The following is a 22,935-nucleotide window of genomic DNA, read 5'->3' as shown; positions in this document are numbered from 1 at the left end:
GGAGACGGTATGAACAAGCTTAGCGATATGCTCGAAAATTTTTGGAACACGCACAAGTCTAATGCCGGTGTCGCTTATGTCTATGGCCACAAGCTTTCTTTGGCCTGGATTCTCTGTGTCATTATCGCCATTATTCTTGGCTACATGTATCAGGGCAAGATTGCCACCTTCCAGGGTGTTGCAGAAGCTGCCGAAACGACCATTAGCGTGCCGAGCCCGACTGAAGTGGTCAAGGTGCATGTGATGCCTGGTCAGGCAATTAATGCGGGGGATACCATTGTGGAACTCAACCGCCCGGACCTCACGCTTCGCATTGCTGAAGTGACTCGCGAACTGGATGCCAGCGAAGGCCGTAGCAACCTGTCGGCTGCCGATATCGACCAGAAGGTTGCCGCAGTCAAGGCTGACCTTGCTACGAAGACCCTTACACTCAAGTCCGAAATTAACAGACTCGAAACCGAATACAAGAAGAACAAGGAAATTGCTGCAAAGCTCAAGAGCCTCAAGGGTTCCAACGCCGACAGCGACGGTAACGACGCTATGGCTATGCAAATCAAGAGCTTGAAGAACGAACTTGCCGTTGCTAACGCCAACGCCAACGAACAGATCAAGCTCCTGCGCAGCAGCAACCGTTTGCAGAAGGATGCTGGCAAGAGCGAAGTCGAGAACCTGCAGAAGGAACTCGAAGAACTCAAGAAGCAGCAAGAAGAGTTGACCCAGATTGCCAAGGAAAGCTGGGTCGTGGGCTCTGTGAACGTTCATGACGGCGAAAAGGTATCTAGCTTCGCCCCGATCGTCACCCTCACTCACAAGTCCCCGACGCTCGTTCGTGGCTACATCCACGAAAGAATGTACCAGCGTATGGATGTGGGTGAAACAGTCAAGGTGAGAGCTTTGGGCGGAACGGGCAAGCCGATTAAGGGCAAGGTCGTTGGCCTTTCGAGCCGTATTGTGGAATTCCCCGTGCGTATGTGGAAGATGCCTGAAATGCCGATTCACGGCCGCGAAGTCATTATCACGATTCCTGCCGAAAATTCGTTCCTCTTGGGCGAAATGGTGACCATCTCCGAATAGTTTGATTTATGAAAAAATCCGCTCTTGTATCTCTGTTTGTTGCAGCACCGTTGCTTGCCGCCCCGCTGACTTGGGAAACCCTCATCAAGTCTGCTGATGATGACGCCCGTTATCAGGGTTCTCAAAAACGTGTGAACATTGCGACCTCTCGCAACACGAAACTGTGGGACAAACTTGAGTTGCGTTACAAACTCGATGGCTTCAGCTTTGCACAACATGACTTTGAACTTCGCATGACTCCTAAGGCTTTTGGCGAAGGTTCTGCTGACCGTGCGCATTACGAAGCCCAAATGGCTTATGCAAATGCCAATTTGGCTGAAGATCGCGCCGTCCTTTTGTATGACCGCTATGAACGCGGAATTCATTACCTGATGCGCAAACGAATCAATGCGCTTAACCAGGAACTTTACCAGATTAATGCGGACCGCATTGAAGTCCTGCACCTCAAGTCGGGCTCGGCAAACTTCAATCCGCAAGATTTGATGTCTGCTCTTGAAAAAGAAGCTTCTATCCGTGCTGCCCTCATTAACGATTCCAACTCGCTCCAGAATTCCGAAAGAAAACTCCGCGTGTGGATTCCTGAATTCGATAGCATTGAACTGGATTCCTCTTGGCTTCCGCCTATGGAAGATATCGAAGCTCAGTTGAAAGATGGCGTCGATGTAAGTGACAAGTTCCCGCAAGTTGCCATGGCCAAGGGCAAGATGGATTCCGAAAAGGCTCGCGCCAAGCAAGATGTTGCTAGCCGCCGCGACTACATTTCGCATATCGGTATCGGCTATTCGCTCAAGATTCCGTCTTTGATGAAAAAGTACAAGGATATGGGCTACGACGATTTGTGCAATACGAAGGGTGAATATTACAGCGAAGAAGATTGTGCCAAGTGGACGAAAAATGCCTACGATGAAGAAAACAATCGCTTTGACAATACGTATTCTATCCAGAGACTTGTGGATGACAAGGACAATCGTCGCACTCGTGACAAGTTCTTTGCAAACATTGGCATTAAGCTTCCGTTCTTTGACAGCAACAAGGATAACGACCTGCGTAACCAGGTGGCAGACCTTGAAGCCGAAGGCGATTATATGGAAAAGTTCCGCGATGTGAGCGTGAAGGTGAATCGCCTTGTCGAACAGATCAACGGATTCCTTGCTCAATGGAAGGTTCAGAAGGACTTTGCCGAAAAGGTTAAAGCGGGTAACATTTTTGAACAGTTTGCAAAAGACGCCGGTTCTGACCCGCTTCTTTTGCTGCGTGCCCGCGAATCTGCCGTGGAAAGCGAACTGAATGCAGTCAAGCTCGAAGTCGACATTTACGACCTTTATCTTGAGTTGTTGCAGTATGCAGGCCAGCTTTCCAAGGAAGGCGTGCAGAACCACTTAGTCGGGGGGCTCAAGTAGTATGGCCGAAGCCCGCGGATTTAGCCTTCTCGAAAGGTTCGAACTCAAGTACCACATTCCCGTGGAATGGGCGGACCGTATCGGCGCATTCCTTGCTCCGTACTGCGAAGAAGACTACTATTCTAAAATTACGCCGGGCGGATTCTACTGGATTACGAACCTCTACTTGGATTCGCCTTCTTGGACGTTCCTCGGCTGGAAAAAGAAACAGTTGTTGGACCGCTTTAACATGCGCATTCGCACCTATGGTGAACACCCGGCTCAAGACGGAACGTTCCACTTTGAATGCAAGCGCAAGATCAAGAACATTTGCTACAAGAGCCGCGGAACCATCAAGGGCATTAACCCGGGCGAAGTCTGGAACATGAAACCTGAAGACTGGCCGTGCAAGGGTGAAAAAGACCGCATGTACGTCAAAGATTTCTTGTACAAGACGGAACTCTATAATGCGCATCCGCGCCTTTTGACGCAGTACAAACGTCGCGCCTGGTTCGGACTTCGCGAAGAATATTCTCGCGTGACGATTGATACCGGCATGCGTTTCCGCGAAGAAAACGGTTTTGATTATACGGTGGACCCGCACTACATGCATTCGACTGGCATTCCTAGGTTTTTCCAACCGGGTTGCGATGCTGTGCTTGAACTCAAGTGCCCGTGTTCGCAGGTGCCGTACTGGATGTTTGACTTAATCAAGTTCTTGAACTTGAAACATGGTGCATTCTCTAAATTCGGCAATGCCGCTGCCGAATGGAAGCGAGTTTATGAAAATCCGCGTCGATTCAAGACTCCGTACTGGACGAAGCTTGCCGTTGGCGCTGGCGAAAATTATTAAAATAGAAGAAAGTTTTTGCGAGGATACCTCTATGGATATCAAAAAAATTCTTTTGGCAGGTTCGGCTGTGACCGCAATGGTCCTGGCCACCTCTTGCTCCAGTGACAAATCTTCAGAGCCTGATCCTAGCGATCCGACGCTTTCGTCGTCCTCGGAAAATGGCACGATTCCGGGTTCGTCTGGAGATGTTCCTGTTACCGGTTCTTCGAGCAGTGACGGTAATTCTACACCGGTTCCTGGGGTTTCCTCTTCGTCTGTTGCAGATGAATCTGTGACCCAGATGGCGATTACCGAAATCATGTACAATGCAGACGATGGTTCTGCCTTGGAATGGGTCGAAGTGACTATCCAGAGTGGTCCGGATATCGCCAGCATGCTTGCTTCGGGTATGCGTTTGGATGGTGCTCTTTCCTTTACGTTCCCGAATGAGCCCCTTAAGAAGGGTGAATACATTGTCGTGACCAACGACAAGGCTTTGTTCATGCAGACTTATCCCGATTTCCAGGGTAAACTCTATGGCCCGTGGGATAATGATCCGAAGACGGGAGCAGTTGCAAAACTTTCGAACGAAGGTGATGTGATTGACGTGAAGTTGACGGGTGAAGGTGACGTGAGCTGCTCTTACAGTATGGAACCGCCTTGGCCGTCTCTGGCTAATGGTAAGGGCCGTACGCTCGTGTACAAGGGCGGAAACGCTGCCCAGGCTACCTCTTGGGGTGCAAGCAAGATTATGAACGGTAATCCGGGTGTGGGCAACGACGAATGGCTCACGACTTCGAATATTCGTTTGAACGAAATCATGCCGACGGGTACGGGCACCGATGCGTGGGTGGAACTCTATAACGCAGGTGCTGAAGCTGTCGATGTGACCGGTTGGATTTTTGAATCCAAGATTCGTAAGGAAAAGCTCACGATTAAGGCCGGTACGGTTCCTGCAAAGGGTTACCTTGTCTTGAATGCAACGACTGACTTCGTGAATTCCGATGGCGAACCGACGGAACTGATTGTGAGCGATATCGGTGGTTCTTACTACCTGTATGGTGCTACCGAAGGTGATGAATCCAGCTTGCTCTTGCCGTCTAGTAAGCTTTCGAGCGGTGTCGTTGATTTGAGCGATGGCTCTACGGCTCAGGGCGCTTTGGTTACAGCTACTCCGGGTGAACCGAACTCTACGCTCTATATTGGTTCTTTGGTGATTACCGAAATCAATTACCACCCGAATGAAGATGACCTTAACGATGCCGAATTCTTGGAACTCAAGAACGTTTCTGAAGTGGCCATTACTCCGTATGAAAAATTGACGAGCGGAAATAGAGGCTGGAAGATTGAAGGTATCAACTTTGAATTTTCTGCGACTGATGTGATTCCGGCGGGTGGACTCGTTGTCTTGTTCCCGGATTCCCTGAAGGCTGCTTATGGTGAAGAAGGCATGAGAAAGCGTTATGCAATCGATGCATCCGTGTTGATCAGCTTCTACAGTGGTAAGCTTTCTAACCGCGGTGAAATGATTGCTGTCAAGAAGCCCTATTTCTTCCAGAATGACGTAAGCAATCCGCTTAATAGCCAGTGGTACTACGATTGGTCCGATGCAACGCTCTATAGCGATAACTGGAGCGGCAACGGTATTGATTACAAGCGCGCGGACGGCTACGGCTATAGCTTGCAGCGTAAGGACTTTACCACGATGGGTTATGAGGCTGCAGCTTGGACTGTTGACAAGCCGACTCCGGGTAAATAATAATCTTGTAACATAAATTTTGAAAAAAGTAAGAAAATCGCCCCTTTGGGGCGGTTTTTCTGTATGGAAAAATTTATTTTTATTGCGTTATGAAAAAGAGTTTGTTTTTGGGTATTGCAGCGAGTGCCGCCGTTTTTGCCGCGCCCATTTCGCTATCGGATGCGATTGCGATGGCAAAGGCGAACAATTCGCAGATTAAGGCTGAAAAGGCCAAAGTGGATATGGCCGAAAGTGGTCAGACCGAGGCCCGTTCCCGTTTTATGCCGCAACTTTCGCTTACGGCAAGTGTCACCAAAATCAACGACCCGATTTATATTGACTTGGGTGAAATTCAACAGGCCATGAGTGGACTTGCTGGAGGGCTTTCTTCGGTTGGTCCGGCGGCAGTTTATTCCAAGGCATACATCGATGCCTACAACAAGGCCCAGGCTGGTTATGAGCAGGCTTATAATGGTGCCTTAGCCAATGGCATGACGGAAGCCCAGGCTAAAGCGTTTGCCCAAAACCGCGTGGGTGGTACCGCACAAGAAATTGCTCAACAGACGGCTGACAAGTATGCGGCTGATAGTAAACAACAGCTGGATGCGGCAAAAGCTCAAATTGATGATGCCGATTTCCGCATGAAGGTGCAGGACGACGTTTTCTTTAATGCTCGCTTGACTGCCATTTGGCCTATTTTTACGGGCCTTAAGATTTATTCCGCTTATGATGCCGCCAAGGAAAACGTGAATGCCAAGAAGGCTGCGTTCGACATGGCGCAGAATACCATCTTGATGGATGTGGCTACCAAGTACTTTACGCTTCGCTTGGCCGAAGAGTTGTCGGTACTCCGTGAAAGCACCAAGAAGAACTTGGAAGAACATTTAGCCCGTTCCAAGAAATTGGAAGAGGGTGGCCAGATTAGCAAGGCCGAACGCCTGCGCGCCGAAGTGGCTTTAGCCGAAGCCGAGAATGCTCTTGAAGATTCTTACCGCGATCAGACTCTTGCACGCCTTGCGCTTGCAAGCCTTTTGCATACGGATACGAATTTGACTGCTGTTACGCCTGTCATGGCGCCGGAACAGACTTTGGCTATGGAAGAATTCAAGCAGCTTGCGATGGATAGACACCCGGGTCTGCGCCAGTTGCGCACCGAACGCAAGCGTAGTCAAGATGCGGTGAGCGCTGCCCGCGCCGATTATTTCCCGACGGTGGCGCTCTTTGCCTACAAGGAACTTTATACTCGCGACTTGACGCTCCTGGAACCGGATTGGGCTGTGGGTGCCAAGATGCAGTGGGACTTGTTCAAGGGTGGCGAAACGCGTTCCAAGGTGAGCAACGCCAAGGCTCTTGACCGTTCGCTTGCAAGCATGGAAGAGCAGACCATGGATAACATTGGTTTGCTTGTGGAAAAGCGTTGGCGTGAAATGGAGCATGCCAAGAGCCGCTTGGAAAGTTTGAAGAAGACCCGCGAATTGGCCGAAGAAGCGCACCGCAGCCAGACTTTGGCTTACGAAGCGGGCCTTGCCACGGGCTTGGATGTAGTGGATGCAGAACTTGCGCTTTCGCGCTTGCAGGTGGCTGACTTGAAGGCGCATTACGACGCCGTGGTTGCCTGGCTTGGACTTTTGGAGGCGAGCGGTGAAGTAGTGAATGCGGGCGAAATGCTCAAGAACGTAAAGCCGGTCGAAGAAACGAAGGTAGAAGAACCGAAGCCCGCCGAACCTGTTGTTGCTCCCGCTGCTGCACCGGTTGCCGATTCTGCGAAGGTTGCTGAGCCGGTACCTGCTGATTCAGCAAATGCGCCTGTTCCGGCTGATACAACTGCTGCCCCCGCAAACTGATTTTAGAAATGGAGAAAAAGAATGAACGTCTTGAAAGTGATTGGAAAAACTTTGGTCGTCTTGGCGTTGATTGCCTTGATCGTTCTTGGAATTATCACGTTGCAGAAATTTGCGACGGAACCCCGCGATGCTTATTTGCAGGGGCAGATGGAAGCTCGCCGCGTGTTGGTGGCGGGTAAAGTTCCCGGTCGCGTGGAACAGCTGTTCTTCCGCGAAGGCGACATGGTCGAAAAGAATGCTATCGTGGCAATCATCAGCAGCCCTGAAATTGAAGCCAAAAAGATGCAGGCGCAGGGCGCTTTAGGTGCTGCCCGCGCCCAGGCGAATAAGGCTAAAAACGGCGCCCGCTCCGAAGACATCACGGCCCTCAAGGCGATGGCCTCGCGCGCGCAGGATGCTGCGAACCTTGCGAAGAATACTTACGACCGCGTGCAGAAACTTTATAACGAAGGCGTGCTTCCGCTCCAGAAACGCGACGAAGCCGAAACCCAGATGAAAGCCTCTCAGTCCGCTGCCGACGCCGCCAAGGCCCAGTATGAACAGGCTCTCGCCGGCGCCCGCAGCGAAGACAAGGCTGCCGCAAACGCACTCGTGATGCAAGCGAAGGGCGCCAACGCCGAGGTCGACGCCTACCTCGAAGAAACCAAAATCCGCGCCCCCATCGCAGGCGAAGTCTCCGTGAAGTTGGTCGAAGAGGGCGAAGTCGTGGGCTCTGGCATGCCGGTAGTCGCTATTACTGACCTCGACGATTCCTGGGCAGTATTCCACTTGCGCGAAGACTTGCTCAAGAACGTGTCCAAGGGCAAGACCTTCAGCATGTTCATTCCGGCACTCGACAGGAACGTGGAAATGGAAGTCAGCTACATTGCGTCTGTAGGCGATTACGCCACCTGGCGTAGCTCCAAGGAAAGCGGCGGCTTTGATCTCAAGAGCTTTGAAGTGCGCCTGCGCCCGAAGGCTAAAATCGAAAACCTGCGCCCTGGCATGAGCGTGCTTTTCCCGGTGGAACAGATTCAGTAAGGTCGTAATCGTGTTCCTTGATGTTTTAAGGGCGATTCGCAAAATCTACATCAGTCACAATATCGTGTTGTGGTTGGTGCTCTTGATTTTGCCGGTGGTGACATCGGTCTTTATGGTGAATTTCTTTTCGGCCGAAATCATTCAGCATGTGCCGATTGGCCTTTTAAAGCAAGACCGCTCGCAGCTGGCCGATAAAGTTGAAATGGCCTTGCGGGCAGACCCCGTGCTCGAAGTTGCCATGGAATGCGATGACCGCAGCGAATGCGAACATGCGGTGATTCGCGGTGACTTGCAGGCGTTTATCGTGCTCCCGTACGATATGGAACGCCGGGCGCTCCGGCTTGAAACGCCTGTGATCCCGGTGTATTCGAGCGGCCAGAATTACCTCACGAATACCTTTGCGGTCAAGGAAATCCGCTCGGTGATTTCGGCAATCGGTGCTGACCTGTTTACCAAGCAGATGGACGACCCGATTCACGTTGAACTCAAGTCGGTCAGCAACAACAGCGGTAACTACCAGGGCTTTTTAGGGCTTGGGCTGGTGACGGCGATTTTCCATCTGGCAGGAATTTTAGCGGCGGTGTACCTGTTCAGTTTCCCGTTCCGCGATCACCGAGTCCGCGAATTCTTAAAGGCGTCGGGCGGCTCGCGTGTGGTGCTTGGCGCTGCGACGGTTTTGCCGCTGGTCGTGATTCAGTGGCTGTCGATGGTGGCGGTGTATGCGTATGCTAGGCGTGCACTGACCCCGATGACGTTCGATGAATTTGTGGTGGTGTCTGCCGGGCAGCTGGCGATGATCCTCGCCTGTTCTGGCGCGGGGGCCGCCTTTGTGGGCATCACGGGTAACATGCGTATGTCTTCGAGCGTGGCGGGCGTTATCGCCGGCCCCGCGTTTGCGTTTGCGGGCCAGACTTTTCCGGTGATGGCGATGCCGTTGGTGGTGCGCGGCTTTGCATTCCTGCTTCCGCTTACACATGTTCTTAAGGTTCAGTCCGCGATGCTCTTGGGTTCAGTCGGCAAGGCTCACGCCTGGGAATCTATTGTGGTGCTTTTGTTCATGGCGCTGTTCTGGCATTTGCTTGCGTCCAAGCTTTTGATGTTGCGCTGGAAAGTCGCCGAAGAAAAAGAGGCTGACTGGGAAGCCCGCGAAAAATTGCACCTTAAGGATAAGTTGAAGAATGTTGCTGACGCAGTCTATTCGGACTTAAGCATTCGCAAGGCGGTCGCATTTGAAATTGCCAAAAGAAAATTGCATAAAGGAGGCAAAAATGATTGACCTCTTTAAGCGACTTTTCAAGGTGGCGTTTGCGGAATGGAAGCTCTTTTACACTGACCCTGCTGCGGTGTTGTTGCTGGTTGTGGCGGGCGTGCTTTACGCCTTCTATTACCCGACGCCTTACATGAAACAGACGGCTACAGATGTGCCTGTGGCTGTGGTGGATCTTGACCATACGGTCATGTCGCGCGAACTTACGCAGATGTCGGCGGCAGCCCAGCAAATCGATGTGCGCTACGTGTTTTCGGATATCCGCGAAGCGGAGCAGGCCATGGCCGAAGAAAAAATATATGGCTTCATGGTGATTCCCAAAGACATGGAGAAAACGCTCCGTAACGGAGGCAAGACGAACGTGAACGTGTTCACGCACGGCGCTTACGTGATGCTCCACGGTAACATCGGAACGGCTTTTACCACTTGTGCGCTCACGGTGGGCGCGACTACAAAAGTCAAGCGGATTGCTTTAGGCAAAAAGGTGCCGGCCGCAAAGGCTATTGCCATGCGCGACCCGATTCCCATCAGTGTGCAGACTATGTACAACAACACGGGTAGCTATTCGAATTACGTGGTGCCGAGCGTACTGGTGCTGATTTTGCAGCAGACGCTGGTGATTGGCATTTGCATTCTGGGTGGCGCCCGCGCTCACCGCAAGTTCCGCAAGTTGCAGCGTGACAGCTCCGTCGAAAACGAACTGATGCCTTACCGCTACTTTGGCCGCTCGCTTGCGTACTTCTTGCATTACTGCAGCTTTATCCTGTTCTACCACTTTGTCGTCTACAACGTATTCGATTTTCCGCGTCGCGGCGAAATTTTGCCGATGGTGGCTTTTGCAATCGTGTTCCTGTTTTCGGTCATCAATTTCGGGATGGTACTTTCGCAAGTGTTCCTGCGTCGCGAAACGAGCATGCAATTGTTCCTGTACATGAGCATTCCGATTCTGTTCCTTTCGAACTTTAGCTGGCCTACCGAACTGATTCCGGCGTGGATGAAGGGCTTCTCTTGCTTGTTGCCTTCGACATTTGCCATTCCGGCATGGCTTGCGATTGAACAGCGTGGCGCCGACATTTACGATGCGGCATCGCTGTTGCTACCGCTTGCTTTACAGGCGGTGTTCTACCTGTTGCTCGGGCTAGTGCTTACAAACCTCCGTGACGGTAGCAAACTGAAGACAGGCGATATGTAGGCGCTTTGCCGCCTGCATTTTTGTATATTGCGGTTAGAGGTAACAATATGATATTTGATCCTTTATATATGACGATTCTCCTGGTCACACTTGCCCTTTCGGGTAGCGTTTCCTGGATGGTCAAGTCCCGTTTTAACGCTGGCCAGAAGGTCGGCATTTCGAGCGGCCTTACCGGTGCCGATGTCGCGAAGGCAATCCTCATGGATGCGGGCATTACCGACGTGAAGGTTTTGCAGCATCACGGGTTCTTGTCGGACCATTACAATCCACTGAACAAGACTCTGAACTTGTCGCCTGAAGTCTATAACGGTCGCAATGCGTCTGCCGCGGGCGTTGCCGCTCACGAAGTGGGCCACGCCATTCAGCATGCGCAGGGATATTTCCCGCTGTGGCTGCGTTCCTTTATTGTGCCTGCTGCAAACCTCGGCTCTAATCTCGGTCCGTGGCTTGTGATTCTCGGCATCATCCTGATGAGTGCGGGCCGTGCACTCGGCTACTCGCTCGCCGTGGCGGGGGTGGTTCTGTTCGGTATCGCGACGCTCTTTACGCTTGTGACCGTGCCGGTGGAATTCGACGCTTCTTCCCGCGCCAAGAAGGTGCTTGCTCGCCTCGACATCGTGGCACAGGGCCGCGAATACAATACGGTTTCGGGAGTGTTGTTTGCCGCAGGGCTTACCTACGTGGCAGCCGCCATCGGTTCCATTATGCAGTTGCTTTATTGGGCGTACCGAGCCGGACTTATCGGCGGTCGGCGAGATTAATCGTTTGAGTGGACTTCGATTGACGGAAATTCGTCATCGTCGTCAGAATTGTCTGAATTTTCAGAAGCCTGGGTGTCGTAGAACGCCTGGGCTTTTTTCATGAACGCTTCGAATTCTTCGTCCGTCATGTTGTCAGACGGCTGCGGCTCTTCAGCCGTAGTTTCATCAACTGGTGCGACCGAGACATCGACAGGTTCTTCGCTCACGTCATCGCGAGGAGTCGTAGACAACGAAGCGATCCATTCCTCATTTTCTTCCACCGGAGTTTCTTCGACGGGTGCGCTTGTTTCTTCCGCAACCGTTTCAGTTGTCGGCGCGGCAGTTTCTGCGGGCGCGCTAGCTTCTACCGGCGTACTTGTTTCAGCAGTCGAAGCTATTTCAGTACTAGCCGGAGCACCTTCAGTCGGAGCCTGGGCATTCTCTGTCGCCTCGTCTTCCTTCATCATCTCGGCGAACGGGTTTTCTTGCACTTCGCTCAAGTCTTCGCGACCTTCGAGCATGGCGTTCAAATCGTCTTCGCTCACGTTCCGTCCGCGTTCCGTCCACAGCACGGCTTCGCGCATCACTGCGGCCAAGTCGCCCACGGTCTGTTCCTTGGAACGAGCAATCGCCTGGTTGCGAATCGCTTCCACAAGGCCCGGCTTCACGTCCGGATCCTTGCTGAAGAACACGGTCTCGTGCGCCATTTCTTCGGCGTAGTCGGCGTTGTTCTTCTTGCGGTAAATCCAAATCGGTCCAAACAGTTCGCTCTGGCGGAATACGATTTCGTCCGTCTTGATCATTTCGAGCATGGCCATGAAGGTCACCGCTGCCACAATCGGGTGTGAATCGTTGTCGAGCAAGTCTTCGAACAGGGCGCGGCCATTCACCGCAAGATAATTGTTGATCGCCTGCTGACGGTCCTGAATGGTCACGTAGTCGAGTTCGATGTGGTGAATCGTTTCCGAAATCTTGGTCTTCAAACTCTTCTGGTAGGCGCGGAACAGCTGCCAAATGTTTGCGTCGGCCAAAGTCTCTTCGTCGGTCTGCGTCTTTTCCAGGCGCCCGCGGGAATACGTACCGAAGTTCTCGCTTTCCATTTCTTGCAGCCCGCTCGCGACTTGCTTAAAGCGCTGGTATTCCAGCATTTCCTTCATGAGCTGTTCGCGGTCTTCGTTGTATTCCGCTTCCATCTCGGGGTCGCGCTGCTCGGCCGGCAAAAGTTCCTGCACCTTTAAAGCCATCAAGCGGCTTGCCATGTACAAGAAGTCGCCCGCCTTCGACAAGTCGGTACCCTCGTACTCGTTCACCCACTTTAAGAACTGGTCCGCAATTTCGGCAATCGAAATCTGTTCGAGCGGAACTTCCTTCTTCTGAACAAGGTACACGAGCAAGTCCATCGGGCCATTGAACGCCCCGATGCGTACTTCGTATTCTTCCTGTTCTTCGACTTCGGTCATGCTTATAAATTCTTAGAAGGATTTCTTATTCCACGGTCACGCTCTTGGCGAGGTTGCGCGGCTGGTCCACATCGTTTCCGCGGAGCACGGCGATGTGGTAGGCGAGTAGCTGCAAAGGCACGCAGGTCACAATCGGCATGAGCATCGGGATAGTCTTCGGGACTGTAATCAGGTGGTCTGCAATTTCGTCGAGCGGGTGGCAATCTGCGGTCGAGATGGCAATCACCTTGCCGCCACGGGCCTTGATTTCGCGTACGTTGCTGATCACCTTGTCGAACAGGGCGTCCTTCGGGGCAATCACCACGACCGGCATGTTTTCGTCAATCAAGGCGATGGGCCCATGCTTCATTTCGGCAGCGGGGTAGCCTTCGGCGTGAATGTAGCTGATTTCCTTGAGCTTGAGTGCGCCTTCCATGGCCACCGGGTAGTTGAAGTGACGACCCAGGTACAAGAAGTTGTTCGCCTTCACGTACTTGTTGGCAATACCTGCAATCTGGTCGGAAAGCTTGAGGGTCTGATCCACGAGTTCGGGGAGCTCCTGCATGGCCTTCACGATGTCGGCACCGCTTTCGAACGAAAGGCGACGCTGGCGGCCAAGCAAAAGGGCAATCATGGCAAGCACAGTCACCTGGCTCGTGAACGCCTTGGTCGATGCCACACCGATTTCGGGACCTGCGTGCAGGTAAACGCCGCCGTCGCTGGTGCGGGCGATGGTAGAACCCACGCCGTTACAAATGGCAAGAGCGGTGGCACCCTTCTGCTGGGCTTCTTTAAGGGCGGCAAGCGTGTCGGCGGTCTCACCGGACTGGCTAATGGCGAGCACGAGCGTGCCCGGCTTGATAATCGGGTTGCGGTAACGGAATTCCGAGGCGTATTCCACTTCGACCGGGACGCCGGCCAAGTCTTCGATCATGTATTCGCCGACCATACCGGCATAGTAGCTTGTGCCGCAGGCGGTAATGATGATACGGTTGATGTTGCGGAGTTCTCTGATGTTGGTGTCGAGACCTGCAAGCTTGGCGTTGCCTTCGGCGTACAGCAGACGGCCGCGCATGGTGTTGCGGAGCACTTCGGGCTGTTCAAAAATTTCCTTGAGCATGAAGTGGGCAAAGCCGCCCTTCGCAATGGCGTCGGCGTCGAATTCCACGTCCTGTACTTCGTGCTGCACCGGCTGGCTGTTCGTATTCAACAGGTTGTAGCCGTCTTCCTTGATTTCGACGATATCGTTATCGTCGAGGTAAACGACCTTCTGCGTGTGCATGATGATGGCAGAAACGTCGGATGCCAGGTAGAATTCGTTCTGGCCGATACCCAGAATGAGCGGAGAGCCGCGGCGGGCACCGATCATGGTGCCGGGTTCGTCCTTGCAAATGACGGCAAGGCCAAAAGTTCCTTCGATCTTGGAAATGGCCTTGAGGACGGCTTCCTTGAGGTTGCCCTTGTAGTAGCGGGCAATCAGGTGGGCGACGACTTCGGTGTCGGTTTCGGACTTGAATTCGATGCCTTCGGACTGCAACTTCTTTTTTAAAATGGCGTAGTTTTCGATAATGCCGTTGTGGACAATCGAAATCTTGCCGTCAAAGCTCTGGTGAGGGTGTGCGTTCTGTTCGGTCGGAGCACCGTGGGTGGCCCAACGGGTGTGGGCAATGCCTATGTGGCCGTGGAGAGGCTTTGTCTTGAGCTTGTCTTCAAGGGCTGCAATCTTGCCGGAGGCGCGAACGGTTTCAATTTTCCCGTCTTCAATCAGGGCAACGCCCGAGCTGTCGTAGCCGCGGTATTCCAACTTTTTAAGACCGCCGACCAAGATAGGCAAAGCTTCGTTTTGTCCGATGTATCCGACAATTCCGCACATACTATAAATATCCTTCTTTTGTTAACGAAACGCAATATACCAATTTCTTTTGGTAAAAATGGGTTACATATGGTCTTTTAGCGTAAGATTTTGTTATTTTTCGTTTGTCAAACATAAAAGAGGATAAAATGAACAAAAAACTCATTATTGCTGCGGGTGCTCTCGCATTTGCTCTGACTGGCTGTGATCAGCTGTGCCAGGGTCCCAAGACCAAGACTGCTTTGGTGACCGACAAGGATAAGTACAGCTATGCTCTCGGTGCCCATTTCGGTAACCAGGCTCGTTTCCAGTTGGTAACCCGCGACTCTATCGACCTCGACCTCGATCTCTTTATCCAGGCTTTCAAGGAACGCTATAACGAAGATTCCGCTCATTTCTTGATGAACGACTCCATCATCTTCCAGACCTTGACCGACCTTTCTCAGGCTCGTCAAGCTGAAAAGAACAAGAAGGACAGCCTCGCTGCCGAAGCCAACAAGGCTGCTGGCGAAGCATTCCTCGCCAAGAACAAGACTGCCGAAGGCGTCGTGACCACCGAATCTGGCCTCCAGTACAAGGTGATTACCGAAGGTACGGGTGCAACTCCGGCCGATGGCGACATCGTGAAGGTTCACTACACCGGTACGCTCCTCGACGGCACCAAGTTCGACAGCTCTGTCGATCGTGGCGAACCGCTTGAATTCCCGATTGGCGCTGTGATTCCGGGTTGGACCGAAATGCTCAAGCTCATGAAGGTTGGCGAAAAGGTCACCGCTTGGATCCCGAGCGACCTCGCTTACGGTCCGCGTGGCCGTGGCCCGCAGATTCCGGGTAACAGCACTCTCGTGTTCGAAATGGAACTCATCGACACCCATTCTGCCGAACAGCCCGCTGCCGAAGCCCCGAAGGCTGAAGTGAAGAAGGCTGCTGCTAAACCGGCTGCTCCTAAGGCTGAAAAGAAGGCCGAAGCCGCAAAGCCGGCCGCTGAAGCAAAGCCTGCTGAAGCTGCCAAGCCCGCCGCTGCCGAAGCTCCCGCTGCCGCTAAGGCTGAAGCAAAGCCTGCTGCCGCTGCCCCGGCTGCCGCTCCTGCCGCCGCAGCCGCTCCCGCTACTGCAAACTAATTGGCTGACATAATATTGCGAAGAGTCCCCGCGCCAAAGGCGCGGGGCTTTTTGTCTATATAAAGATAAATCAGGGTGAAAAATAATGTGTGTACAGGTTAAATAAGGGGTAAATCTCTTTTTGGCCTGTACAAAACTCTATTCAGGGGCAATATTTATTTGGTTGTACAGGCTTATTTCTTAACAAACAGAGCTGTAGCCTGTACCATGGGTCAAAAAGAGTTGTTAATTTGTGTGTAATTGACGAAATGTACAGGCTAAACAGGGTAGAAAGCCTGTTTCGGTCTGTACAGTGGCCTCTGGGATAATTCAAATTCCGCATTTCTTATTCTATATTTGGCATATTATCATTCTGAGGTTTTCGTGAAATTTATTTTGTCGATTGCGTTGTCTGCGTTTTTTGCATTTTCGCTACTTGGCTGTAACGAAGAAGAGAAAATTCAAGGTCTGAAAGATGAAGGCGACCGCCTACGCGCACAAATCGATTCCCTCACGAATGAAATTGAGCAGGCGCAATTGCAACCCGGCAACTGGATTGTGCATAATGATACCGTCCGTGCTGGCGATGGCCTTTTCCAAGTACTTGTCCGCATGCAGATTAATGAAAAGGAACGTGGCAAGATTGTGCTTGCCCTCCAGGACAGTGCCGAACTTTCCAAGCTCCGCGTGGGCCAGGTTTTTTACGCTGCCATCGACTCTTCGGGCAGTGTGCAGCGATTCCGTTATGCCCCGAACCCGGCGAACATCCACATGCTTAGCCGCACCGAAAATGGTTACGTTTATAGTCTGATTCAAAAGCCGGTAAAGCGCAGACAGTCCATATTCGAAGGCGCGCTGACCGAAGGCAGCACCTTGAACGGTACGCTCTTCAAGGTTGGTATCCCCGGTCGCATGGTAGGTATCGTGAGTGGCGTGCTCCAGTGCAAGGTGGCTTTCCCGTTGGCCCGCGCTGGCGACAAGTTCCGCATTTTGCTCGAAGAAACTTTCTATCAGGATTCTATCTGGATTGACGGCCGCGTGGTCTACGCCGAATTCGACGGTCGCATTGTGGGCCATCATGAAGCATTCCGTTACGAAGACCCAGACCCCAAGAGTTCCTTTAACGCCCACTATACCGAAAAGGGTGAAGCATTGGTTTTTGATGGCCTGCGTTACCCGCTTGACCGCTTGCATGTTACAAGCCCCTTCGGTAGCCGCATTCACCCGATTACGGGCCAGCGCAAAATGCATGCCGGCATTGACTACGGTAGCCCCACGGGCACGCCGGTTTACGCCGTCGCCGAAGGTGTTGTGACGGTTTCGGGCTTTGATCCCTTCAGCGGCAACAAGATTGCCATTCGTCACAGGGACCGCTCCGAAAGCTGGTACATGCACCTGTCTGTTCGCGGCGTAAAGGTGGGCTCCAAGGTGGCTGCGCGCCAGTGCATTGGCCGCGTAGGATCCACAGGCCGAAGCACTGGCCCGCACCTGCATTTGGGTTTCAAGAACGAAAAGGGCTCCTGGATTAATCCGGCTTCCAAGACCATGATTGCCGCCCCCAAGCTTGAAGGGCAGCGGCTTGCTCGCCTGAAGGACCAAGTGGCTGAAATCCGCAAACAAATAGAGGCGACTCTCGCCGCCCCTGCCGTAAAAGCAAACGACACCACCGATGTGATGGTGCGTATGCGAAATCTCTAGTTTTTATTAGTGCCTAATTTCGTATCTAAGCTTTAGGTCTTTTGCCGTCGGAATCTTGTTCGACGGTTCCTGGAGGCGGGCCTTAGAGAAGTGGTTCAATTTTCTGGTGCCGTAGCCTGCGGTACGTATGTAGGTTCCTTCTTTGGCAAGTTCCACGGCCTTGGCCAGCTGTTCATCGGGGTCGTCGATTTCAAAATCCGGAACAATACCCAAATCGTGATAGCTTTCCCAGTTCTTGTCGAAACTCTGCAAGGCGGTTATCAAGGCGAGCCCATATCTATAAGTCGAGTCGATTACAATCTGACCAATGCCCTTTCCGTAAGTCAATTGGCCTACGACAGGAACGTGTCTATTTGCGGTCAAGGCAGAAAGCATGCTTTCGGAACAGCTTGCAGAACCTGTATCGGCCATCACTACGTAGTAGCGGTCTTTGCCAACGCCGTCTCCCGGTACGATTCGGGAAACGGTATCAAGTCTTTGAACGTAACGCCAATATCCGCCTTCACGAATAGAATCTGGGAATGCTTCAATGTCAATGATAATCGTATCTCCCTTGGAAAGCAGTGCCGCGGCAATGCTGTCACACTGCTTTGTTTCTCCGCCGGGGTTTCCGCGCAGGTCGATAATGGTAGACTTGGCGCCTTCGGTCTTTTTGAGGGCAGAAAGGAATTCTCCGAAAGTGCCCTTGTCGCTAATGGTGGTTACGACAAATTGCTGAATCTGAATCACCGGAATGGAATCTTGGTAAGTAAGTCTGACAGAAGGTTCGTTGTATTCGTCTACGGTGACGGCGGCAACGACCAATTCATCGTTGCGGTTTACGACAATCTTGATGATGTCGCCAATATTGCCGGTACACATAGCTTCGAAGTTAGATGCCGATGAAATATTGAGACCGTCTATCTGAACAATGACGTCGCCTATTTGGAGTCCCGCCTTTTCTGCGGGGGAACCCGGATAGATATCCGAGATGCGTATGTAGCGAGATCCGATGTCGGTAATTTCTTCGACTTCTGCGCCTATACCTGTGATTGTTTCGGTTTCAAAAATACTTGCAAGAACCTGAGGGGCGACTACGGGATCAAAGTAGTGGGTAAAGGGGTCTGCCAACTGGTTATACATGTAGCATACGTCGTAGTATTCTTCGGTGCAGAAATTCTTTCCGCGGGCGTCGGCACTTGTTCCCTTGTTCAGGTAGACTTTGTAATTGTCGGAAAGCTCGTTACGAGCGTGACCGTAGATGTAGTAGAGGTCAAGGTAGAAGTAATTGAAATAGAGTTCTGCTTCTATATCGTTGGAAAAGTCATCCTCTTCTGGAAACATGGGAATTTTTGAACTTTCTTCGGGTTCTGTACATGCCGAAAGAAACAGCGAAAAAATACTAGCGCCTAAAAGCAGTTTTTTGAACATAAAAGATCCTCCTTTATATGTTCTTAATATACCAAAATATCTAGGCTATCACCATTCATGATAGCTCCGCCAAAGTCCTTATAGCGTCGCAACACTTGGGGGTCGCTCGCGTATGAACTGGCAGCACTCTTTTTTAAAGCGGCCTTTTTCGATTTGGATCCGTACTCTGCTTCGAGTGCATCAAAGCCGCATTGGAGTGTTGCCGATTCACAAGGATAGTCTGGGAAAATTCCGATTTTATTGTAGGAATTGCCCTTGGGTGTCAAGAATTCCAAGTTGGTAATGAGCGAAAGTCCCCCAGCCATCGTTTTCCAGGTGCTTTGCCCGATTCCCTTGCCATAGGAGCGTTCGCCGGCGATAGGAATGTTGGCGCCTTCTTGAAGGGCAACTGCAAAGATTTCGGCACAGCTTGCGCTGTTCCTGTTTACAAGCATCAAGAATTTCCCGTTTCGACCGCTTCCACTTGAATCCGCCAAAATGGATAATTTGTTGTAAACGGGTTTGCCGTCGGCGCCAAAACTTCTCCAATAGCGGGTAGAAACGATGGAGTCTTCGGGAACGAAAAGTCCTGCCATAGATGTACAATGATTGACGTGTCCACCCGGGTTGTTGCGCAGGTCGATAATCCTTGGTTCTGTTGTGTTTTTCGTAGAGTCCAAGTAGGCTTTCAGTTCACCGAATGTCCCTTCAGTTCGATTTGCGGTGTTTAACTTGAAGCTGGTGATGGTTATAATCTGGACTCCGCTCAGCGTGTCAATGAACACCGTCGGGGCGTAAACATCTTCTTTGGTGAGCTTGTATATTGTGGTGTCGCCGAGCGATTCGACTGTTATGGAAACCTCTTTGTTTTGAGCGAGTATGGAATTGTATGTGTCGAAAGCGTTTGTACCCGTAATTTCAACGCCGTTGACATTTAGAATGTTTCCGTAGCGCTTAATCCCTGCTCGTCCGGCGGGGCTTTCGGGATAAACTCGGTAAATGACGAGTGGATGCGCCATCTGCGTAAACAGTGTGTATTCCATGCCGACATCGCCGGGTACAATGCTTGTGTTGATGTGTGTGATTGTTTCTTCACTTTTTGCTGGAGGAACGTAACGAGTGAACGGGTCTGACAGCTTGTTATAGAGCTCGCTGACAGAATCGCCCTGTTCATCCAGCAGGGGCAGTTCGTCTTCGAACAGGTATGTCCGTTGTAAAAGCCAATAATTATAAGTGTATTCTGTGGGGGTAGATGTACTGTCTACCGGCTCGAAAAAATCACTGCAGGCAGCGAGAAAGACGAGAGGGATTGTCTTTAAGACGCGAAAAACAGGAAAAGAGAATTTTCTCAGTAGATTCATTCTCTGTATTCTCCTTAAACCTCTTTCGTCTTTCGTCTGTAGGACCGGAGGTCCGTTCTCTCGTCTAAAAATTACTGATCGATGCTCAGGCCTTTCTTGTCCAAAAGCACGCGGGGGATTCCGCCTTCGAGCGGGTTTTCCACCACGGAAATCGTTTCGAGGCTGTCGCATTCGGCGAGGCTTTCGGGGAGGGTGGCGAGCTGGTTGGCGTCGAGCACCAGTTCCTTGAGCTTCTTCAGGTTGCCAAATTCAGAGGGAATTGCACCCAGGTTGTTGCCCGACACCATCAGGACTTCCAGGGATTCCAGGTGAGAAAGGTTGGCCGGGATAGAAGTGAGGTCGTTGTTGTCCAGGTAGAGTTTGCGGAGCTTTTTCAGCTTGCCGAGGGTCGCCGGGACTTCGGACAGCATGTTGTCGTGCAGGGAGAGCTTGGTGACGTTTACCCATTTGCCGACTTCGAGAGTCAGATCCAAAAGCTGGTTCTTGGCGATGTTCACCGTCTGGAGCTTCTTGAGGTTACCCACGGAATCCGGAAGTTCCGAAAGGCTGTTGTAACCCAGGTACAGGTGTTCAAGATTTGTAAGTTCGCCGATGGTTTCGGGGAGTTCCATCAGGTCGTTTTCGCTCACGGAAAGTTTTTTCAGTTTCTTGAGCTTGGAAATGTCATCGGGGAGTTCCACGAGCATGTTGCGGTCGAGGATGAGCTCTTCGAGGTCTTCCAATTCGAAAAGTTCCTGAGGAAGGATTCTCAGTTCTTTTTGGGAAAGGTCTAACGAGGTGGCTTTTTCGGCCTTGGCTTTATTAATGATATCTAGCAAATTCATGGGAACATCTCCTATAGTGTAAATCATAGCATTTTTGCCCCGAAAAGATGAATCTTTATCCAAAAAAAGTAAAAAAGTATGATTTTTGCACAAATGTTCACTGCAAATGGGGGTGCTTTTGAAAAAAAATGAAAAAAATGTATGCTTTTTATCCACAAAGCGGCATTTTGAAACTATTTTTAAGGTGCAAAATACGATATTAAGGGTAAGGTGCTGCAATTGCACCCGACTTTTGCTATTGTAAAGATAACAGAACTGAGGAAAAAATGGAACTAACCAAATCGCAGGAACGCCGTCTAGCATTTGTGGCTAGCCTCTTGAGTCTCAATCCGAACGATCCTACTGACAGAATTAAGGCACTCCGGCATCTAAACCTTGATGAAAACGGCTGCTTCCATGGTTTCCAATATTCCCAAGGCTTTATGGAATTCTTCATCTTCCTCGATGAAGATACTCCGCTCGAAAAGGTCGTTTCTCACCTGAATTCCGACCTGAAGCAGCTCCAGATTGCCGTTTTCCGCACCAGCGACCCTCCTAATCCGTTCTTCATGTCGCTCCGCGAAGAAGCTGATCCTTGGGCTGTTAATAAGATTTCTGACGACGAAGAAGAGGAAGATTCCGATTCCCCGGCAAGTCGCCCCTACATGGAAACGCTCGAAATTACGGTGCTCCGTACTCGTGCGACCCGCGACATTACCGACTCCGAACTGGAACGTACCCTCAAGGACATGCGCCGCAAGCTCGGCATCTGGAAGAACGAAGTCAAGGCTAAGCTCGAAATCATTGCTGAACATGACGACTTGACCCGCGACTTCCGCAGCGCCGACGACAAGCTTGAAATCGTGATGGATTCCGATCCGCTCCACCTGACTTCTGATCACGGTGAACTGTTCCTCGGTTTCTGCCCGATTCGTACGATTTTTGACTACCACGTGAACCTGGGTAAGCGTCTCAAGACGAAGCACAACATGGCTATCGTCTCCAGTAACATTCGTACTTACCTCGGTAACCTCACTCACACGAACGCTGCTTTGATCGATGCCTTCCAGACCATGGAACGTAACGACGACCAGAACGTGAACGTGGATGACTTCCCGTTCCTGCACAACGGTATGACCCTTACCGGTGATGACCTGCGCCTCAAGGAACGCGATGGCAAGAAGGTGCTCTATATTGAACGCCCGAAGATTATTAACGGTGCCCAGTCTCTGTTCACCTATGAACAGTACGCCAAGAAGAGCAAAAAGCCGGTGAACCCGCAGGTGCTCGTGAAGGTCGTGGTGCCGTATCCTGGTGCCGACAACTTCCTGAACCAGGTGACTATGGCCAACAACCGCCAGAACCCGGTGTTCAGCTACCATCTGCGTGCTGCTGATGACCTGCAGTTCTTTATTTGGCAGCGTTACCAGGAAGAAGGCTTTACCTACGTTTATAAGGATGGCGTGCGCCTGAAGGCACGTACCCGTAAGCTCGAAGTGCGTATGCGCCCCGAACTGGCCAAGACCCTCTTCATGATGGATGGCAAGCTCAGCGAATGCCGCTCTAGCGACTGCATTTTCGATAAGGAAACCCTGTACCAGCGTTGCTTCGGCGCGTTCGTGCGTGTTTCTCCGGATAAGGAAAAGGATTTTGTCCGCAAGACCATCGCCTTCACCAAGGCCTGGCAGCTCCTTAGCCGTCTGCCGATCAAGATTCGCCGCGTGACCCCGGGTAAGGGCGTGTCTATCGAAGCGAACGATGATAACCCGCTGACCCGTATCACCTGGAACGGCCGCCTCGAAGACAAGTTTATCTTCCGTAGCGCCGTGAAGGACTTGGTGGTGGCCCTTGCCCTTAAGCATTGGCTCATTTACGGCGATCCGATTCAGGACTTCGAATGGCTGGTCGAAAACGAACTCAACTTCAACGATTCTATCCTCAAGTATGCTTCGCGCATTTACACCGAAGACCTGAAGGGAATCTTGATTTCTGAATTCAAGGACAATCCGTCTTACTACGACACCATTACCACGATTGACAAGGATAGCGGTGAATCTGTTGAACGTCGCTTGTGGAAGGGCTTTGCCAATACCGCCACTTATGACAAGATGATGGATCTTTTGTGCAAGAAGAACCGCACTTGGGAAAAGTGCCGCGGTGGTATCGAAGTATTCCTTTAATATTGCAAAACAAAGTGATTTAATTTA

At 51.5% G+C, this 22,935-nt stretch carries 17 protein-coding genes; 12 read left to right on the top strand and 5 right to left on the bottom strand.

Going from position 1 to position 22,935, the window contains the following annotated elements:
• The first annotated feature begins 9 nt into the window (after window positions 1-9).
• The 9 genes from QOL41_RS01875 (at window position 10) to QOL41_RS01835 (ending at window position 11,107) form a co-directional block, all read left to right on the top strand.
• Window positions 10-1,074: an HlyD family secretion protein gene (locus QOL41_RS01875; protein WP_283428416.1), complete on the top strand. Its 1,065-nt coding sequence runs from the start codon at window positions 10-12 to the stop codon at window positions 1,072-1,074.
• An 8-nt stretch (window positions 1,075-1,082) separates the two neighbouring features.
• Window positions 1,083-2,474: a hypothetical protein gene (locus QOL41_RS01870; protein ID WP_283428415.1), complete on the top strand. Its 1,392-nt coding sequence runs from the start codon at window positions 1,083-1,085 to the stop codon at window positions 2,472-2,474.
• A gap of 1 nt (window position 2,475) precedes the next feature.
• Window positions 2,476-3,306 (top strand): polyphosphate polymerase domain-containing protein, encoded by an 831-nt coding sequence (locus QOL41_RS01865; protein ID WP_173653058.1) that lies wholly within the window; start codon window positions 2,476-2,478, stop codon window positions 3,304-3,306.
• Between the two features lie 31 nt (window positions 3,307-3,337).
• Window positions 3,338-5,044, top strand: a complete 1,707-nt coding sequence (locus QOL41_RS01860; protein WP_283428414.1) for a lamin tail domain-containing protein — start codon at window positions 3,338-3,340, stop codon at window positions 5,042-5,044.
• A gap of 89 nt (window positions 5,045-5,133) precedes the next feature.
• Window positions 5,134-6,867 (top strand): TolC family protein, encoded by a 1,734-nt coding sequence (locus tag QOL41_RS01855; RefSeq protein WP_283428413.1) that lies wholly within the window; start codon window positions 5,134-5,136, stop codon window positions 6,865-6,867.
• Between the two features lie 21 nt (window positions 6,868-6,888).
• Window positions 6,889-7,887: an HlyD family secretion protein gene (locus tag QOL41_RS01850; protein ID WP_283428412.1), complete on the top strand. Its 999-nt coding sequence runs from the start codon at window positions 6,889-6,891 to the stop codon at window positions 7,885-7,887.
• 10 nt (window positions 7,888-7,897) lie between these two features.
• On the top strand, window positions 7,898-9,163 hold the full coding sequence (locus QOL41_RS01845; RefSeq protein ID WP_283428411.1) for an ABC transporter permease: 1,266 nt from the start codon (window positions 7,898-7,900) through the stop codon (window positions 9,161-9,163).
• Window positions 9,156-10,346: an ABC transporter permease gene (locus QOL41_RS01840; protein WP_088656424.1), complete on the top strand. Its 1,191-nt coding sequence runs from the start codon at window positions 9,156-9,158 to the stop codon at window positions 10,344-10,346. The genes QOL41_RS01845 and QOL41_RS01840 overlap by 8 nt, the downstream gene beginning before the upstream one ends.
• Before the next feature lie 68 nt (window positions 10,347-10,414).
• A complete protein-coding gene (locus tag QOL41_RS01835) occupies window positions 10,415-11,107 on the top strand; it encodes a zinc metallopeptidase (RefSeq protein WP_283428410.1) in 693 nt (230 codons plus the stop codon).
• On the opposite strand, the gene QOL41_RS01830 is transcribed toward QOL41_RS01835, so the two are convergent.
• Together QOL41_RS01830 and glmS are read right to left on the bottom strand one after the other, a co-directional pair.
• Window positions 11,104-12,546, bottom strand: coding sequence for a segregation and condensation protein A (locus QOL41_RS01830; RefSeq protein ID WP_283428409.1), 1,443 nt, complete (start codon window positions 12,544-12,546; stop codon window positions 11,104-11,106). The two genes, QOL41_RS01835 and QOL41_RS01830, sit on opposite strands and share 4 nt — an antisense overlap.
• 25 nt (window positions 12,547-12,571) lie before the next feature.
• A complete protein-coding gene (gene glmS, locus QOL41_RS01825; protein WP_283428408.1) occupies window positions 12,572-14,398 on the bottom strand; it encodes a glutamine--fructose-6-phosphate transaminase (isomerizing) in 1,827 nt (608 codons plus the stop codon).
• Window positions 14,399-14,526: 128 nt separating this feature from the next.
• Here glmS and bamJ point away from each other — a divergent pair, with 128 nt between their 5' ends.
• Together bamJ and QOL41_RS01815 are read left to right on the top strand one after the other, a co-directional pair.
• A complete protein-coding gene (gene bamJ, locus QOL41_RS01820) occupies window positions 14,527-15,498 on the top strand; it encodes a BamJ family beta-barrel-assembly machinery protein (RefSeq protein WP_283428407.1) in 972 nt (323 codons plus the stop codon).
• 363 nt (window positions 15,499-15,861) lie between these two features.
• A complete protein-coding gene (locus QOL41_RS01815) occupies window positions 15,862-17,175 on the top strand; it encodes a M23 family metallopeptidase (RefSeq protein WP_283428406.1) in 1,314 nt (437 codons plus the stop codon).
• Between the two features lie 6 nt (window positions 17,176-17,181).
• On the opposite strand, the gene QOL41_RS01810 is transcribed toward QOL41_RS01815, so the two are convergent.
• The 3 genes from QOL41_RS01810 to QOL41_RS01800 all read right to left on the bottom strand — a co-directional run bounded on the left by QOL41_RS01810 (window position 17,182) and on the right by QOL41_RS01800 (window position 20,749).
• Window positions 17,182-18,585 carry a S41 family peptidase gene (locus tag QOL41_RS01810; RefSeq protein WP_283428405.1) on the bottom strand — a complete coding sequence of 468 codons (1,404 nt, stop codon included), beginning with the start codon at window positions 18,583-18,585 and terminating at the stop codon, window positions 17,182-17,184.
• A 23-nt stretch (window positions 18,586-18,608) separates the two neighbouring features.
• A complete protein-coding gene (locus tag QOL41_RS01805) occupies window positions 18,609-19,925 on the bottom strand; it encodes a S41 family peptidase (protein ID WP_283428404.1) in 1,317 nt (438 codons plus the stop codon).
• Window positions 19,926-19,996: 71 nt separating this feature from the next.
• Entirely contained in the window at window positions 19,997-20,749 is a 753-nt protein-coding gene (locus tag QOL41_RS01800; protein ID WP_283428403.1) for a leucine-rich repeat domain-containing protein, read from the bottom strand.
• A gap of 266 nt (window positions 20,750-21,015) precedes the next feature.
• Between QOL41_RS01800 and QOL41_RS01795 the strand changes: the two genes are divergently transcribed.
• The gene (locus QOL41_RS01795) at window positions 21,016-22,908 is read left to right on the top strand and encodes an AIPR family protein (RefSeq protein WP_173653046.1); all 1,893 of its coding nucleotides are present in this window, start codon (window positions 21,016-21,018) and stop codon (window positions 22,906-22,908) included.
• The last annotated feature ends 27 nt before the right edge of the window (window positions 22,909-22,935 follow it).

It is taken from the genome of Fibrobacter sp. UWB10, from assembly GCF_900182935.1.
Taxonomy (GTDB): Bacteria; Fibrobacterota; Fibrobacteria; order Fibrobacterales; family Fibrobacteraceae; genus Fibrobacter; species Fibrobacter succinogenes_O.
The sequence above is the reverse complement of the archived record's forward strand: the minus strand, read 5'-3'. Positions and strand labels throughout refer to the sequence as shown.

Excerpts from the sequence above, each read along its gene's own strand:
- QOL41_RS01875 (WP_283428416.1), top strand. The coding sequence starts at position 10 with ATGAACAAGCTTAGCGATATGCTCGAAAATTTTTGGAACACGCACAAG.
- QOL41_RS01870 (WP_283428415.1), top strand. The coding sequence starts at position 1,083 with ATGAAAAAATCCGCTCTTGTATCTCTGTTTGTTGCAGCACCGTTGCTT.
- QOL41_RS01865 (WP_173653058.1), top strand. The coding sequence starts at position 2,476 with ATGGCCGAAGCCCGCGGATTTAGCCTTCTCGAAAGGTTCGAACTCAAG.
- QOL41_RS01860 (WP_283428414.1), top strand. The coding sequence starts at position 3,338 with ATGGATATCAAAAAAATTCTTTTGGCAGGTTCGGCTGTGACCGCAATG.
- QOL41_RS01855 (WP_283428413.1), top strand. The coding sequence starts at position 5,134 with ATGAAAAAGAGTTTGTTTTTGGGTATTGCAGCGAGTGCCGCCGTTTTT.
- QOL41_RS01850 (WP_283428412.1), top strand. The coding sequence starts at position 6,889 with ATGAACGTCTTGAAAGTGATTGGAAAAACTTTGGTCGTCTTGGCGTTG.
- QOL41_RS01840 (WP_088656424.1), top strand. The coding sequence starts at position 9,156 with ATGATTGACCTCTTTAAGCGACTTTTCAAGGTGGCGTTTGCGGAATGG.
- QOL41_RS01835 (WP_283428410.1), top strand. The coding sequence starts at position 10,415 with ATGACGATTCTCCTGGTCACACTTGCCCTTTCGGGTAGCGTTTCCTGG.
- QOL41_RS01830 (WP_283428409.1), bottom strand. The coding sequence starts at position 12,546 with ATGACCGAAGTCGAAGAACAGGAAGAATACGAAGTACGCATCGGGGCG.
- glmS (WP_283428408.1), bottom strand. The coding sequence starts at position 14,398 with ATGTGCGGAATTGTCGGATACATCGGACAAAACGAAGCTTTGCCTATC.
- bamJ (WP_283428407.1), top strand. The coding sequence starts at position 14,527 with ATGAACAAAAAACTCATTATTGCTGCGGGTGCTCTCGCATTTGCTCTG.
- QOL41_RS01810 (WP_283428405.1), bottom strand. The coding sequence starts at position 18,585 with ATGTTCAAAAAACTGCTTTTAGGCGCTAGTATTTTTTCGCTGTTTCTT.
- QOL41_RS01805 (WP_283428404.1), bottom strand. The coding sequence starts at position 19,925 with ATGAATCTACTGAGAAAATTCTCTTTTCCTGTTTTTCGCGTCTTAAAG.
- QOL41_RS01800 (WP_283428403.1), bottom strand. The coding sequence starts at position 20,749 with ATGAATTTGCTAGATATCATTAATAAAGCCAAGGCCGAAAAAGCCACC.
- QOL41_RS01795 (WP_173653046.1), top strand. The coding sequence starts at position 21,016 with ATGGAACTAACCAAATCGCAGGAACGCCGTCTAGCATTTGTGGCTAGC.